This window comes from Spirochaetota bacterium (assembly GCA_034190085.1).
Classification (GTDB): domain Bacteria; phylum Spirochaetota; class UBA4802; order UBA4802; family JAFGDQ01; genus JAXHTS01.
Genome location: JAXHTS010000068.1, coordinates 20,360 through 37,619, shown reverse-complemented (window position 1 = coordinate 37,619; position 17,260 = coordinate 20,360). Strand labels below are relative to the sequence as shown.

The following is a 17,260-nucleotide window of genomic DNA, read 5'->3' as shown; positions in this document are numbered from 1 at the left end:
TGCACATCTGTGGACTGAAGATTGATCAACTACTACTGGTTTTACTTACCGAATCCAAAGCTGCGTCTTCTAAACCCGCTCATATTGCTGCGCCGCACTCGACTCCCAACCCGATCAGAAAAACGGGTTCTTCTTGCAAGGTCTCTCTCTCTTCGACGTTGGAAAAATGACCTATTGGTCTGTTTAGTATATGAACCGTTGGTGCCATACTCTCTGTTCTGGCCATAGTAGGGTCTCCCCGATGAACTGTATCTGCGGTAATTATCCCAATCACCCCGATATATTGGGCGACGAAACATCCCCAAGACAGTGCTCAACATGGCATACTTTCCGTAAAATTCCCAGAATGAGCCACCGCGTGAATCGTTTCTCCATTGTCCATACCTCGGATTCCCCACATATTGATAACCTGGCGGATGTTGAGAATCTGAAATGCCCCCGTCCCGGGTTTTTGAGGCTACAACCATGCCTAAGAAATTGGAATAATCATAAAAGGTCCTCTTATCGACCTTATGCCAATCTGTAATCTCACTCTGGTATACAGGGTCCTCTTCTGTCCCAGTATCATCAGCATATACAATTTTGTATCGATGGTAATAACTTGGGAAGAAATTGCCGTCCTTCTTCATATCCTGCAACATAATTGTATATTCTGAGTATCTATTCAAATCATGCTTCATGCGATCAATCGGGGAGGATGTTGAACAGGAGAGAGCAGTTAGAATAAAGATAATAAATATTACCATTTTTTTCACGATAAAATCTCCAAAATAAACTGATTTATTCTTCTTCAGGATCCCCGGGCAGGATATTGGTAAATTGATACTCTTCGACATAATAACCTATTGCAGCCTCAAATTCTGTCTCTCCCCACTGCTCAATAGTCAAGAAGTGTTCATCCTTCTCATCAATATAATCCCAATAGATAAACTCCTTTGGCGGGGGCTCGTTATTCTCATACATTAAGCCTGTGCCTGATTCATCCATAGTATAATGTCTCTCCTGGCATATTACTCTTTCTGGAGGATCATCATTTTGCATTATATAGTGTCTAATATTACCCTCAACAGCTCCAATAGGAATCTTTTGCGAGAATGTCCACTCCACATTATCATCTTCAGACCGCTCAAGATACCATCTCTCACGTCCTGAAATCAACTCCCACTCGTCAGCCTCATATCCCTCCCCAAAGTCGTAATGATTATATTCTGTCACCCTCCAGGTCTTCAAATCATAATCAACTAAATACCCCACGCAGAGTTTGGATAGGATTAAATCCTTTATCGGGTCAAATTCATCCTTCTTTTTCTTAAACATGTCCTTTATTGTCATGATACCTATCCCTAATTACTATATACGAATCACGGGCGCTAATTAACAACTACTTTCTACCCTTTACTCTTAACTATATCCTTGAAACCAACAATAATGTTACAATATAATTTCACTGACACTTATTTCGATAAACAATAATGTACCAATGCCAGATACACCTATATTACATAGTTGGAAACAAAGTAAAAAATAAAACCATAAAAGTCAAGATAAAATGACCGGATGATACTTGAATTCAGTTTAATTCTCAGAATCTCCTTTTCTCGGGGATTGCCTTATGGTAATAGGGATGAATATGGCTATATACAATAGTGATTATGGGATATTATGAAAAAGATTCTTTTTTCTATTACCATCTCTAAAAGAAGCAGATAAGGGGTATTCTCTATATTATTCCCAAATGCATTTAAAAAGAGAATCCTGCATTAATGCTGGCGCATATGTTCTGCAATAGCTGAGGTCAAACCAATAACCTCATTTGCAGCCTTTTCAGTTAATAATCCAATTCCACAGGCAGGGGTGATTAATGAATTGCGGAATAGCAACTCCCTCTCAATCCCTTTGCTTACTAATATATCGAGCGCATCATCTAACCTCTTGATTAGGTCATCTATAGTAACATCATCATTGTATTCTACTGTAGGAACTGCGCCCCAGGCAACGATGCCACCCCGTTCCAAATATTTACCGATAATATCTGGATAGAGCACAAAGTACTTTGAAAAGGCATAGGAATCGAAACTTATGATATCAATACCTGTCCCTAGTATCATATCCCAATCCGAGTTGCCACAACAGTGAGTGCCGATCAATATTTCCTCATGCTCCCTTATTGTATCAATAAGTTTTTCAAATATAGCCATAACCTTATCCCTTTCAAGGGACATGAATGCAGAGCCAAAACCAGCTAAGGATGGCTCATCAAAAAAAATGACTGGTTCCTTGTTGATCTTTCTGATCTCCTTAGCCTGCCACACTGCCTTCATGGCCAAACCCCGAATAATGGCATCTGACATCGAGTCATCATGAATGAGGGGTTTTCCATCTTCTCCCAGAATTGAATAAAGATATGTAACTGGACCTACAATCTGCCCCTTGATAAAGGGGTTATCCCTCTTTTCTGATTTTTCAAGCAGAGTATAAAATCCTCTGGCATAGTCTCGACTAATCTTAAAATAATCATAATCACTATTAATATAATGTTCATAAAACTCAACTAACCCCTCTTCCCTATCTGATGAGGAGTCGAGATGAACATCCTTATCACCTAAGGAAAACCTTATGCAGGGGAGGTTTTCACTATACTGAATCATCATCTCCTCCCGTAAATCTATATTGGCCAACTGAGGCCAATAAGGGAGATCCCCGCACTTATCTAAAATCATGTCGCATATTACATCAACATCTGTATGGGGCACACTACCTATGCCTGTAGCCTTACAGCTTATACTCGTGAGCCTCTCTATGTTTAGCATACTCCTGCCTTCTTGTTAAAATAAAATAATATTCCTTTGTAGTCGATAATATCTTTTTTGTCTGGATAGTCAAGTCTTCTTTATTTTGATGCAATTATTCATTAAAAGCTATAATGCTTATGCCTCTATATTTCATTTCGATTTCTCAATAGCAATACCTCGGATCGATTATAATCCTTGCTCAAACCTTAATCCAGATTAAGGGCTAAAATGTATATTTAAGATTTGCATAATATGATATTCCAGGCAATGGATAACCATGAAAATCTTCATAGTGATTGTCTCCAAGATTTTTAGCTTCAAGGTTTAAGATAAAAGACCACCTCATGATGGAAACACCCGCATTGTATTCCTCCCTATCTTTAGCGGGCAATAGATTTGCTGAATCGTAAAACATATCAGCATCATACATATATTCACAATAAAGCTTGATCCATCCGCATTTAATCTCAATCTTCCCAAAAAGGGATTCCTCAAACCTCCCTGGCAATCTCATTCCATCTGAAGCTTCAATCTCTCCCTTGTTTACTGTATCCTGCCATGTGTAGCTTCCAGAAAGGCCTAGATATTTCATTATATCAATGGCAAAGCCGCATTCAATTCCATTTATTTCTGCCTCTGAGATATTCTCTGCCTTGCCAGTGCCCCTAGCGCTGAATGCATGAGCGATAATATCTTCTACATCACTTCTGAAATATGCTGCGGAAAATGAAATTCTGCTCAATAAGCTATTATCAATAGACGAGTTAATTTCAAATCCAACGTCAAAATTTACACCCTTCTCAGCTTCAAGTTTATGATTACCCTCAAAAAAACCCCGATCCCCAAACAATTCAAGAAATGATGGCTCACGAACATATTTAGCGAAGTTGCTTTTAAAACATAGCCACGTATATAGCAGATATTTACATCCGATCTGGGGGCTGAAGTAATAATTGGTCTCTCGTCGCCCTGGCTCAGGCTTGCCGCTGAAATCCGTGCCGCTTTCCAATTTATCTCTGATGTAATGCCACCTAATAGCGGGTCTTATGATTAGGCTTCGCTCAAATAAAAAAAGGCTGTTCTCTATTCCAGCAGAAATAGTATCCCTTGAACTGGGATTAAATATATAATTATGTATATTATAATAGTTATCCGTCTTATATTCTTCTCTATTAGCATTAAACACAAATGTTGTTATGATATATTTCGTAGGCCATTCAAAGAAAAAACTGGAACCATATGCCGTTGTCATATATAGAGAATGCTGTCTACCAAGCCCAACAGCCCCATACCTATCGTCATACTCTTCCTCTTTATAGGAATAATTAAGCTGAAGGTATGTGTTAAAATGATATTCGGTAAGTTCATCAACTGTCATTTTCAGTGTGCTGATTATTCTATCTGTAAGTAAGGATGTATCGAATATATCAAGATTATTCCAGCAGGGCAGATTCTGATCTTTTGTAAAATACTGATTAGCAAGGTCAATCCGGATATTGCTCGTGAAGTCATATCCAAGCTTTACTAAAAGGTTCTGCTGATCAAATTGATTATTCCTTCGCGTTTCCCACCTATCATCAGTTTTATTGTATTGTGTGCCGTTGTCATTCAATATTTTAAAATCGTTATCGCTGCTAATATAATCACCACAGATTAAATAATCAAAATTACCTGGCTTATGATTTATTACTGTGACGAATTTGAGTGTATTAAAAGAACCATATCCAGCACTAGCGCTTCCCTTAAGCCCCTTTGAAGAGCGTTTTGTCTTAATATTAATAACCCCACCAATTGAAGCCCTGCCGAAATTTATAGGAGTGAGGCCTCGATATATTTCGATTGACTCGACATCTGACAGAGAAATACGGCTTAAATCGACACCTCCCCCTGATGATTCATTGAGCAGTATGCCATCCATATATACCAGCACCTGATCGCTGGAGGAACCTCGTAATGAAGCAGTGGAGAAGCTGCCCAATCCCCCTGATTGACGAACCTTCAGAGCAGCCTCCTTCTCAACAATCTCAGAGATGTCCGCCATCTTCCCCTCAAAACTCTCCCTGTCTATCACAGAGAGGAAGGCAGAGGTCTCCTTTATTGAAACATCTCCCGTCTGCGCTGTATCATCTTCAGATTCAGCAAATACTACTATCCTTCGAAGCAATAACCGGTTCTCCTCATCTATGGCAATTAGATGGCTTGTCATTGAGTGTATAATCATAAATACGAAAATCATACAATAACATCTCTTAAAATAATCCATTATCCAATGAACCATATCATCCCTAATGTTCCTCATTAAAGTGACCCTCTTTTTAAACATTACGAACATGGATGTCCCTTAGAAAATTATTCCCCTTGAGGTAAAAAAGCATCCCCTGCCAATGGCAGGGGATGATAATAATTGCCCTAATTCAAGCATAAATCGCACAATTTTATTCTGTAGTTTATTGATATAACTAATAAACGATTGTTGAGGTACAGAAGACGATCATCCCAGGATAAAGATTTGTCGAGATTGGGCCCTCTTCTATTTCATTAGTTGAGGGATCAATCACATAAATGCCAGCATGATTTATTGATCTATCCGAAACCCAGAGATTTCCACTTGAGTCAACTGCAATATCTTCAAGATTCCAGTCAAGGCTATCGCCGATTTTGCCAACATTATCTGTATCGATCTCTTTTGATGAAGGATTGAACGACCGTAATCTCATATTCCCCCAGTTAACATAATCAATAAAATACCCTATTGTTGAAGACACAATAGCGACATCGGTTGTTATATGGTCTTCATGGATAACACTGGCATCGACCTCATAATTAGAGGCATTTATCCTTTGAATCCCTGAATAATTACCAGCCCAATCACCCACAGCGGCAAGATAGATAAATCCATTCGAGTATTCAAGGTTACTATAGGGATTTCTGACTGACAACTCTATCCCCTTACGTCCATCGCTTCCCTGTCCTGTATCAATCTCTTCATCAGTAGCTACATCAAACACAGCAACATATGAGGGATTATCCGCAGAGAACCAATTATCTCTGTTAAGACGTTGCATTGTAATGAAGAGTTTGCCGTTAATAATAATCCCCCTGTCAGCCTCAGGGATGTTGTCTGAATCGCCATAAGCGGAGATATCTATTTCACCAATCTTGAAATCTGCGGCACTATCAGCTAATGGATTAACTATCCATATCTTACTGTAATCATAGCAGATCAGATAGGCCTTTGTCTCATTGATAAAAACCATGTCATGTACATTCGCGGGTGTTATATCTCCTACATTCTCAACTGCAAACTGAGTAATTACTGTGTCAGGATTATCTATTCTATATCTGGTTATACTATTTGCATCTGTTCTCTCTATGAGATAGAAAAAATCGCCATAAGCATCAACAATAACATCTGAGTTGCCAGATGGCGATAGATCGTTAGTGGCCTGGCGTGGTTTATCCATGGTTATGATTGAATGCGCAGCGCTAGACCAATCACTCGCTTGAGTTACGACAACAGCTCCACTGTTGTACGCATAAAAAGCCGGCGCATCGCTCCCTTCATCATCCTCAAGCTTATTGCAACCAAGAGCAAAAAATACGATACAAAAGATCATAAAAACTTTAAAAATAGTGAGACCTAACCTGAACTCTCTTCTAATACAATTAAATCCGATTCTTATTAGACTCATTACTGCCTCCTCTGTTTCTTAATATTTGTATATTAATTCCATTTATAATTGGGGTAAATCTTGTTTTGAAAACCCAGATTGCAAATTCTATTATCAAATGGCACTATAATAATAGTATCTCATTATTAAATATCTCTCATTGATCATTTATGTCATAATCCCCTTATTGTTATACTATTACCTATAGACATTAATAAAAAATCCCCAGACCATAATGGTCTGGGGATTACCCTTTTTATCCAAACCAAACCACTGCCCCTCCCTACCGACGAAGAGATGGCAGATATGCGCTGGCAGGTCTTCTGGCTCCCGGATCTACCTAATCGCTACGCCTTCCCATAGATATTATCTGCTTTTCCTTAAGGTATCTACAGTGGCTTAGCTGCAGCTTTCGTCCCCGGTTACAGCGGCGGGTCCGCACCCGTTTTTAACGGGTTTCCCTATTATCTCCCAAAGGGAGAACCTACGCATGTGTTTAATAATTGTAAGATTCTCTCAATATATTAGAAAATTATTTCTTCGAAGAAATATTAAAATCCTTACGAATACCATAATAAAAATTAATGGTTTCAGGTCAATAAAAATTTTTCATTTCTGAAAAATTTAAAATTCCCATCAAGTTTTCCACTTAAATAGATATTGTTCTATAATCAGCAACAGTTTAACAATTTATCAATTTTATAGCCGAGTGTGTCGATGTTGACTGGTTTCGCAATGTACTCATCAAAACCCTCATCAATTAGTTTCTCCTGATCGCCTTCCATCGCATGTGCGGTTATTGCCATGATAGGAACGTTATGACTGGACTTAATTGACTTCATAGCCTCTGTGCCGCTCATTCCCCTCATCTTAATATCCATTAGGATTAGGGCAATGTCTTTATATTCCTTCATTATTTTAACGCTTTCTTCACCGCTCTCTGCAGTCAGGCATTTCTGTCCACATCTTTTAAAGTATGCGCTAAGAAGATCCCTGTTTTCCTTTTGATCGTCCACAATTAGAATATATTCTTCCCTCTTTTGTGTCAGGGCTCTCTTCTCCTTTGATTCATCTGGTGCAGATGCTTTAACTACAGACAAAGATCTCACACAAGGGAGTAATACTGTGAAGGTGCTTCCCTTCCCAAATTCACTATCTACTAGTATTTCACCACTATGCGCCTCTATCAACTCTTTGGTGATGGATAGACCTAATCCAGTCCCTTCCAATCCACGAAGCATTGATTCAGAATTAACCTGGCTGAATTTTTCAAAAATATGTTTCTGATCCTTCAACTTAATTCCTATTCCAGTGTCTATGATCTTCGCCATAAGGGTGCCCATGCGTTCAATCGTTATGATCTTCACGCTTCCACCCTGATCTGTAAACTTCACAGCATTGTTAAAAAGGTTAAGAAATATCTGCTTCAGCCATTTCTCATCTCCATAAACCTTTGCCCCCTCTGACTCAGTGCTATAATGAAGTTCTATTCCCTTCTTCTCAGCCTGAGGTTGTATCAACTGAATGCATGATTTGATTATATCGTGTATTAAATTTGGCTTCATATTAAATTCTATTTTACCACTCTCAATCTTGGCCAAATTCAAGATGTCGTTTATTAATGAGAGAAGGTATTCGCCGGATGCGACAATGTTATCTAGATGTATATCATAGTCCTCTGGTTCATACCCCAATCTCATAAGCTTTGAGAATCCGAGAATTGAATTTAGAGGCGTTCTAAGTTCGTGACTCATGTTTGCCAAAAACGCGCTCTTGGCTCGATTGGCAGACTCCGCCATCTCCTTAGCCCTTATCAGCTCATCGGTGCGTTCATCAACAAGCTCCTCTAAATTATCCTGATATTTTCTCAGTTTTTCCTCTGCCTGTTTTCTCTCAGTGATATCACGCATTATAGCAGTGACAAAGCTTTTCTCATCCGTCTCCCAGGAGGCTAACGAAAGCTCGAGAGGAAACTCAATACCCCCCTTTCTCAATCCACTCAACTCAATTGTCTTATCTGAATTTGATTTCAAAATTGATAATATTCTATGTATGTCGTTCCCATTTGCATCGTTAAAAGATGCTGGCAATAACATAGCAATTGATTTACTAATTATTTCATCAAAAGAATAACCGAACATTGTAATTGCGGTATTATTCAGAAAAACAATCATTCCATTGCTATCAGCAGTTATAATAGCATCACTTGCTGTCTGTGCAACCGTACGAAAGCGCTGTTCACTCTCTTCAAGTTTTTTTAGATATCTGCTATTAATCAATGATATTGAAGCAAGCTCTCCAAAGGCTGTTGCCATTTGAATATCTCCTTCCGAAAACCCCCCAGCCTTATTCGCCAAGGCAATTAGACCCAGCACCCTTTCTTGATCTGATATCGGAGCAAAAAGAATGTTATTCAATTCCATGTACCCTTCTGGCATATCTGTACTCAATCTGCAGCTATATAGGTTATTATCAATAAAAGTCTTTTTAGTGTGAAATGCTATATCCTGTAATCCTATCAATGGCATCTGCAGATCATCATCCATTGAATAAGGACCTTCCCCTGAGTCCATAAATAATATCTCATTCACATCTATTGATTCATTTTTTAAGACAACATATCCGACAGCAGCCCCGATTAGGCCTTTGCAGGTATCGAATATACACTCTATTGTATATTCAAACGACTCTCCATGCATGATATATTTAGAGGCTTGAAGTAGGCCATTGACCTCAATTTGGGACTGATAGAACCTTTCAAGGCTATCCTGTAGAACATTGGATGACCACTTACGATCAATTATTCTGCTCAACCGTTCTGCAATTTCATCTATTAAGTTTCTCTCCTCCTTTGTGAATGGTCCCTCATAAATGTCAGGTTTCTCTTCAAGGTAACATACTTCTACAACTCCCATAATCTTTCGATGCATTATAATATCGGCCGATAGAATCCATTCAGTTTTATTATAATTATCTGTCTTATACTCTTTATCTTTATATATAATTCTTGCACAGGTTATTCCTGAGTATTGCCAAGATTGAGACAAGAGATTTACAATATTATATAATATTTCCTCTATTGTAATATTTGGATGATCTTCAAGTTTTGAAAGGCTATAGAGACAATTTAATTCCTTTATGCGTTCGCCATAATCATGCAAAAGTTCCTCTATCTTCTCCTCTGCTTTTTTGCGTTCAGTTATATCTCTACCAATCCCGCATATACCTATTATTTCTCCATCAGAATTTTTATGATACCCCCCAGATAATTCATATGCTATACGCTGCATATCCTTAGTTACCAAATCTGCTCTTATTACTACAGACTCACCCATCTGTAATAATTTTATAGCTTCAGCTACACGTTGAGCATCCTCTTGTTTGAAAAAATCAGTTGGAACTCTTACGGTAATCTCCTCATCACTGAAGCCGGTAGCCTCGTTAAATCTCTTATTCCACCTTACAGGCTTTCCATTAAAATCGAAGACATAAAAAATATCTGTGAGAGTATTTAGTGCATTTTCTGTAAATTTTTTCTCAGCTAGTAAAGAGTTCTCTAGCTTCTTACTATTTGTAATATCCCTATGAACCGCTACAATTTCCTTGGGATTTCCATTAATATCCCCAATAACAGTGATATTAATGCTTGTTGGGAATTCCCTTCCTTCTTTATGTTTTAATATGTATTCGCTGGTCTCTATTGGCTTCCCAGATAATAGATTACTTATTTCTTTGTAAAACTTATCCTTGTGCTGTTCTGAAATAAAAATATCCGCAGGGGTTTTTCCAATTACTTCCTCTCTAGAGTATCCCGTTTGCTCTGCCGCAGCGCTATTGATGTAGATAATCTTCCCTTGCATGTCAGTAATTGTGATGCCATCGATCATCGTTTCAAGCACAATAGCATACCTTCTTAAATATTCCTCCACCCCTTTACGAATGGTTACCTCTCTGAAAAAACCAATAATGCATTCCCTTCCATAAAAATTATCTGTAGTTGCATTAATATCTGCATAAATTACCTTATTATCCTTTGTTAATAAAGGAATATTCTCTGCTAATGTTTTATCTCCTCTTGCTTGAGCCTCAAATTCAGAAATGACATATTCCCTACTTTCTCCTGGATGAATATCAATTACAACCATTCCTAATATCTCTTCATCACTATAACCTAACATCTTACATATTGATGAATTAGCATATTGAAATTTCTTTGTTTTAATGTCTGCAATGAGTATCCCATCCGTGCTTGCTTTGAAAAAGGTACTATATGCATTTTCCATTTCCTGTGAGATATTATCTGATTGATTGTGAATAGTAGTGTCGATAAAAACAGCATTAACAGCTGGCTCTCCATGGTACTCAATACGGTTAGCATTCATCCCTACTATTCTCACAGTCTTATCCTTCATAATAAAACGAGACTCAAAGTGCTTCTGAGACTGCATTTGCTCAGATATAATATTCTGATAGTGTTGCAAAAAGGCCGTGATATCCTCAGGGCTTATGAGAGCCTCAACGCTTGAATGTTCAGGAGATAGCAATTCATGAATAGCATATCCCAAAACATTAGCAAAGGCTGTATTAACAAAAGTGATGCATGGTGAAGCGCCCTGAAATATCGCTAATCCATAGGGCAATTGTTCTATCAATCTTCTATATTCATTTTCACTATTTATTAGTCTCATTTCAAGTTCATGCTTATAAAGAGCAACCTCAATAACCGAATATAACTCACATTCCTTGAAAGGTTTTGTTAAATATTCATATGAACCGGTTTCTATTGCTCGATTTTGAATTTCTATATCAGCATTGGATGTTATGAAAATGATTGGAATATCAAAGCTGGAATATATAATATCAGGGAGGGGAATTCCATCTATGTTATCGTTGAATTTGATGTCAACTAATATTATATCTGGTCTTTCATTCTCAACAATTTTGACTGCCGTCTCGCTTGGGTCCAAAATGCCTACAATTTCCCATCCCCTTTTCTCAATAGCTTGTCTAATAAAAGTTACTGCAGTCTGTGTATCTTCCACTATGAGTATTTTCGGCTTACCCATCATCTTCCCTATAAATCGTATAATTCTCCAATTGCTTAATGTTAACTCAGCTTAGAATAAATGTAAAGAAAAAATAGAGATATCGTTATGTCCTATCCATTGTGTTTTGAATAAATTAAACATACATGTCAAATAACGGAAAAAGCATCATTTTTTCGTCGATGTTTTTCAATTATCCGATATGAAAAACTGACAAAAATAATTCTTAAAGAACGATTGCTTATGACGAAAGGTCATTATCGCGCTATTTAAGAAATACAAATTAAAGGTTATTCAGTCACTTGTTTTTTTGGATGGCGCAAGAGAAAACTTTTTTAGGCTTCCAGAATATTTTAATTGCAACGAATGAATGTTCAAGATATAAGTGCTTCGACGCTGATTGAATAAGCATTTATATAAGTATATGTACTCCATAAATCGTGATGTTTTTCCTGGCAAAGACTGGAATTCCCTTTTCACTACTGTGTAAATGAGTATGCGCTAATATTGTTAATAAGTATCTTATGAACAGAAGCGGCTTTCAAATAAAGTTGAAACATTCAAGACTGGATATTACAAATTCCCAGCCTTATTTACCAAAATTCATAATTGGAGTGAATATTGACATTTAACAAAGGATGAACAATGAAAAATATTTAGCCATGTTGAATATTTTAAAAAATGTTTTTGGTTTTCAGGCCTTTCGTCCTAACCAAGAAACAATAATATCAAACATAATCAACAAAAGGGATGTCTTTGCGGTGATGCCTACTGGAGGTGGTAAATCACTTTGCTACCAATTACCTACAATGATGATGAATGGAACCACGATAGTAATAAGTCCACTTATCTCATTGATGAAGGATCAAGTTGACGCAGCTCTTGAAAATGGAATATCAGCCGCTTATCTGAATAGTTCATCAACACATGAGGAGATGTGTGACACATACCGAAAGCTGAGAAGCAATATCTTAAAACTGCTTTACATTGCACCTGAACGCTATGCGATGCAGAACTTTATTGAGACACTAAGAACCATACCCTTATCGCTTTTTGCTATAGATGAGGCTCATTGTATCTCTGAATGGGGGCATGATTTCCGTCCAGATTATATGAGTCTTACCAATATTACATCACTTTTCCCTCATGTACCGATAGCATCATTTACAGCAACGGCCACTTCCATTGTTCAGGATGATATTATCGATAAACTTAATCTCCGTTCTCCCTATATTGTTCGTGCCTCTTTTAATCGTCAGAATCTCTTTTATCATGTTAGAGAGAAGATAGATATTGAAGCAGAAATTATAAAATTCATCTTAGAACATCCTAATGATCCAGGCATAATATACCGCACTACACGTGATTCAGTAATCAAGTTAGCTGATTTCTTGGTATGTCATGGAATCAAGGCACTCCCTTATCATGCTGGGATGACTATGATCGATCGAAAAAATAACCAGGATGCATTTAACAATGATGAGGCGACTGTTATTGTAGCAACAATTGCCTTTGGTATGGGCATAGACAAGTCAAACGTTCGATATGTAATTCATGCTGATTTACCTAAGAATATTGAAAGCTATTACCAAGAGACCGGGCGTGCAGGACGCGATGGCGAACTGGCAAATTGCATTCTATATTATGGTAGGGGTGACATACCCAAGATTAGATATTTTATAGATCAGATAACCGATGACAAGGAGCGATCTATTGCAATAGAGAAATTGAATCATACAATCAGATATGCATTGCATAATGTATGCAGAAGAAAAAAACTTCTTGAATATTTTGGAGAGGATTATCCCGCACAAAATTGTAAAGCCTGTGATATATGCGTTGGTATAATTGAAAAGATTGACATTACTATTGATGCTCAAATTTTGATGTCAGCAATGATGAGAACTGGTTTGCGTTTCGGTATTACATATTTAATTGATATTGTTACTGGAGCGAATACAAAGCGAATACGTGAATTTGGACATGATAAGATAAAAACCTATGGCGCAGGCAAGGATAAGGATAAGGATAAACGATATTGGCGATTCTTAGTGGATGAGCTTCTGGCTCAAGAGATTATTTATCAGGACGGAAATGAGTATCCAGTGCTTAAGATAACAAAAAAGGGATACAATGTTCTATATGGATTTGATGAAGTTACTGCGCTGAAAAAGGAAGAGAAAATTGAGGAATCGGAGAACACTGCAGATATTTGTATCAGATCCTATGACGAAGTGCTTTTTGAACGTCTCCGTCTTCTGCGAAAAAAAATTGCTGATAAGCATGATGTCCCTCCTTATATAATTTTTTCAGATAAAACCCTACACGATATGTGCAGATACTACCCCACAACGATAATTGACATGAGAAAGATAAGCGGTATTGGAGAGATAAAGCTAAAGAGGTATGGCCTAGATTTCGTTAATGAGATGAAGACATATCTTGATGAAAATCCAAAAAACAATTATATGGGACCACCCCCTTTATCTACTAATATTGTAAAGGAAAGAGTAAAAGGCGAAACTATTGAAAAGACATATCAACTTTTCAAGCAAGGACTAAATGTTGAAGAAATTGCGAAAAAACGCGATCTTGTAATTCCTACAATAATTGGACATTTAGAAAAACTGATTAGAGCTGGGCGTGATATTGAAATTGACCGTCTTATTGATACTGACAAGCGTAAGGCAGTAGAGGAATTATTTTCATCACAGCTGAGTTGGGAACTTCGTCCTATTATTGAATATTTCAACAATACTGTAAGTTATGACGAGGCTAAAATTGTGAGAGCCTTTATGCAACATGAAACCTCAATAAGAATTTCAGAAGTCTGAATATTCGTGTTCTATATAATGCAAAGCTAATTTATGTAATAACAAATAAACTACTTCGTCCAACATCAGAAACTACTTTACTAACAAAAATGTTAGTGCCATGTATTTAATATCAATATTGATAGCTTGTATAATATACACAAGGGCACTAAAACTAAAAAATCAGTATCACTCTATGCATTACTGTTACAAGCTACTAACTTCAGCTATAACAGTAGACTCCCCTCAAAGGACGGTTTGCCTGTGGTTGATCGCTTCTGTTCGATGCAATTATTGATGGTGAAAACTGTAATTCAGTTTGGCTTGAAAACTTTTATAATCGATTATAAATAAATTTTGGAATTACATGTTTCCTTCTGTTTAATATTACACCAATAATATTTGCCTTATTCTGTACAAGCGGTTCAATAGCGTTCTTTACAACTTGACGGCGGGTTTTCCCTTCATGCACTACAAGAATAACTCCATCTACATGTGTTGAGAGCAAGATCGCATCAATTGAGTTATTCAGATTAATGCAATCGAAGATTACTACGCCATATTTCTCTTTCAGTGAACGAATTGATTTTTTCAACCCACCTCCGCCTAACGCTGCAACAGGATCATTTGTAGTTTTGCCTGCGGATAAAACAGATAGGTTAGGATCAGCATTATGAATCATATCATTCTTTTCCTCATCAAAAATATTAACAAAGCCGGATTCATTGTTAAATCCAAAAAAATCGTGTATTGAAGGATATCTGAAATTGGCGTCAACTATAAGTACTTTTTGACCTAATTTTTGAGATAAACAGAAGCCAAGGTTCACAACAATGGAAGTAGTCCCCTCATGTGCCTGAGCAGAAATAATTAGAATTGTCTTTAATTTATCTTGTTTCATTGTAGAATATAATTTGTCTGAGAGGATTCTGTAAGATTGAGTATAAGCACTTTCTTTCTTTGCATCCTTAATTATTACCTCCTCATTTAGTCTTTTGTTTAAAATTGATCCAAAGTATGGCAGGTTAAGAAATGATTCAATATCCTGAGGCGATTTAAAGGTATGATTGATATAATCAAATACAAATGCAAGCATTATACCTATAAATATACTCATAATGAGAGCAAGAGTAATTATAATTCGTTTTGACTGACCTGTAGGTGAAAATGGAATATTTGCCTGTTCAACCGTCTTAACACTTGCTTTGCCAATTGCACTTAGGGTATCAATCCTTGCGCCTGAAAGGGTTTCGTTCATGTGGTAGATATTGTTCTGCAAACGAATTACTTTGGGGTGCCTTTTCCCGAATTTTATTCTGAGTTCTGCAAGCTGTTGCTCTAAATCAAATATGCAATAGGAACGACTAACGACATTAGCTATCTCAGCAGCCCGTTGGGCGCTAAAATCCTTAACCTTAATAATAAATAAATTCGTATCCCTTATTGATTCTACTTCAATGTTTCTCTTTAAATACTGTTCTGCTCTCCGGAAAGCAACCTCTCTTCTCTCCACAGGATTAAGTTCTACAAGTTTTTCATTTAATTTCTTTAGCCTGTAATCTATCAGATACTTCTTTAGATCTGAACAAAATCTTTTCTCATAATCAACTGGACGTTCATGAAGCTTAAGCGCTCTAACTGCCCGTTCTAGCACTGGTCTGGACTTGACAATCTCACTTTGTGTTCGCGCTATTAGACTTCTACTTGACCCGGTCAAATCCCTATAGTATGGCGATACAACCTGCTTCTCGCCAGAAATTAGCATCTTAACATATGACTCATACATTGGTGTTTGTAATTGTAATCCAATTATGGACGTTAACATTACTACGAAGATTGTGATAAAAATGATTACCTTTTGTCTGAAAATTATACTCAGCAAATCTCTAAGCGTAAACTCGTTTGCATTGGTATTATTTCCCATTTATAGCTCCTTGATTCGTGGGTTTACTCATGTAAAGCCGTGAGTTGTACTATATTATTTTGCCTTCCTAATGATTGTAATACTGTATGGAGGGATGTCAATAAATCAGTCTAAGTTGGATCGAAATGTCACCACTTGGTTATTTTTAGAATTATTTCCAATATGAAATTATTACCATAACCTCATATATTAAGTGAATGTCTCTAAAACAAATTACCAATTATTGCACCTTAATCCTTTTAATGGAATAAGTATAGATATTATCAAGATATTTAATGCTAATCTATATCCCTTTCGAACTCTTCATTTAAGGAGATGTCAATCCTCTATATACTATATTGTATAAATATTACGCTACTATTTATTAAAAGAGTGACGACGATACTACGATTATATCCCCGGGCTGCACCATAATGTCTGCATCTGAGTTTCCATTCATCACTGATTTGAGATCTATTTTAATTGTATTATACCCTGGCCTTCCCTTTCTGGGTCTGAGTACTTTGACACGACTTGATGAACCAAATTTTGTAAATCCTCCCGCAATAGAAATTGCCTTTAGAACAGTGGTTTTTTCACCTAGAGTATAGGTACCTGGTTTGTTTATCTGACCAGAAATTGTGAATTTTCTGCTTCGTGATTCAATTAGGTAAACTGAAATAATCGGATAATTCAAATAACCATCGGATAATTTTTTCAATATATACTCTTTAATCTGTTTAATAGTCCAACCTTCAACACGAACACTTCCAATATAGGGAACAGTAATCAAACCATCAGGTGAGACAATAACTCTATCTGTAGACTCTTCAGGCTCTGATATTTTTATTTCAATAATATCTCCAATTCCAACGGTATATGGGACTGCGCCCTTATTCGTCTCAGCACTACCTATAATAGAAAAAATTGTTAAGGGATATAATATAATCAATAAAAAACTAATATGATAATTCACTATTTTATCCTCCTTCTAACACGATAAAGTATAACTATTAAGCAATAATAAATTATTGGA

The 17,260-nt window shown here is 36.9% G+C and carries 9 protein-coding genes and 1 riboswitch; of the genes, 1 reads left to right on the top strand and 8 read right to left on the bottom strand.

Annotated features, from left to right (window positions below):
• Positions 1-41: 41 nt before the first annotated feature.
• The 6 genes from SVZ03_13405 to SVZ03_13380 all read right to left on the bottom strand — a co-directional run bounded on the left by SVZ03_13405 (position 42) and on the right by SVZ03_13380 (position 11,532).
• Positions 42-755: a hypothetical protein gene (locus SVZ03_13405; protein ID MDY6935205.1), complete on the bottom strand. Its 714-nt coding sequence runs from the start codon at positions 753-755 to the stop codon at positions 42-44.
• Between the two features lie 25 nt (positions 756-780).
• Positions 781-1,332, bottom strand: coding sequence for a DUF4178 domain-containing protein (locus SVZ03_13400; GenBank protein ID MDY6935204.1), 552 nt, complete (start codon positions 1,330-1,332; stop codon positions 781-783).
• Between the two features lie 428 nt (positions 1,333-1,760).
• Positions 1,761-2,810, bottom strand: coding sequence for a hypothetical protein (locus SVZ03_13395; GenBank protein MDY6935203.1), 1,050 nt, complete (start codon positions 2,808-2,810; stop codon positions 1,761-1,763).
• A gap of 205 nt (positions 2,811-3,015) precedes the next feature.
• Positions 3,016-5,091, bottom strand: coding sequence for a TonB-dependent receptor plug domain-containing protein (locus SVZ03_13390; protein MDY6935202.1), 2,076 nt, complete (start codon positions 5,089-5,091; stop codon positions 3,016-3,018).
• Positions 5,092-5,251: 160 nt separating this feature from the next.
• A complete protein-coding gene (locus SVZ03_13385; protein MDY6935201.1) occupies positions 5,252-6,484 on the bottom strand; it encodes a hypothetical protein in 1,233 nt (410 codons plus the stop codon).
• Positions 6,485-6,758: 274 nt separating this feature from the next.
• Positions 6,759-6,966: riboswitch (cobalamin riboswitch) on the bottom strand.
• Between the two features lie 168 nt (positions 6,967-7,134).
• Positions 7,135-11,532 carry a PAS domain S-box protein gene (locus SVZ03_13380; GenBank protein ID MDY6935200.1) on the bottom strand — a complete coding sequence of 1,466 codons (4,398 nt, stop codon included), beginning with the start codon at positions 11,530-11,532 and terminating at the stop codon, positions 7,135-7,137.
• A gap of 614 nt (positions 11,533-12,146) precedes the next feature.
• Here SVZ03_13380 and recQ point away from each other — a divergent pair.
• Positions 12,147-14,342 (top strand): DNA helicase RecQ, encoded by a 2,196-nt coding sequence (gene recQ, locus SVZ03_13375; protein ID MDY6935199.1) that lies wholly within the window; start codon positions 12,147-12,149, stop codon positions 14,340-14,342.
• 313 nt (positions 14,343-14,655) lie between these two features.
• On the opposite strand, the gene SVZ03_13370 is transcribed toward recQ, so the two are convergent.
• Together SVZ03_13370 and SVZ03_13365 are read right to left on the bottom strand one after the other, a co-directional pair.
• Positions 14,656-16,245 carry a Wzz/FepE/Etk N-terminal domain-containing protein gene (locus tag SVZ03_13370; protein MDY6935198.1) on the bottom strand — a complete coding sequence of 530 codons (1,590 nt, stop codon included), beginning with the start codon at positions 16,243-16,245 and terminating at the stop codon, positions 14,656-14,658.
• Between the two features lie 364 nt (positions 16,246-16,609).
• A complete protein-coding gene (locus SVZ03_13365; protein MDY6935197.1) occupies positions 16,610-17,200 on the bottom strand; it encodes a polysaccharide biosynthesis/export family protein in 591 nt (196 codons plus the stop codon).
• Between the last annotated feature and the right edge of the window lie 60 nt (positions 17,201-17,260).

Coding starts and splice junctions, on each gene's coding strand:
- SVZ03_13390 (MDY6935202.1), bottom strand. CDS start 5,091: ATGAGGAACATTAGGGATGATATGGTTCATTGGATAATGGATTATTTT.
- SVZ03_13395 (MDY6935203.1), bottom strand. CDS start 2,810: ATGCTAAACATAGAGAGGCTCACGAGTATAAGCTGTAAGGCTACAGGC.
- SVZ03_13400 (MDY6935204.1), bottom strand. CDS start 1,332: ATGACAATAAAGGACATGTTTAAGAAAAAGAAGGATGAATTTGACCCG.
- recQ (MDY6935199.1), top strand. CDS start 12,147: ATGAACAATGAAAAATATTTAGCCATGTTGAATATTTTAAAAAATGTT.
- SVZ03_13385 (MDY6935201.1), bottom strand. CDS start 6,484: ATGAGTCTAATAAGAATCGGATTTAATTGTATTAGAAGAGAGTTCAGG.
- SVZ03_13380 (MDY6935200.1), bottom strand. CDS start 11,532: ATGATGGGTAAGCCGAAAATACTCATAGTGGAAGATACACAGACTGCA.
- SVZ03_13370 (MDY6935198.1), bottom strand. CDS start 16,245: ATGGGAAATAATACCAATGCAAACGAGTTTACGCTTAGAGATTTGCTG.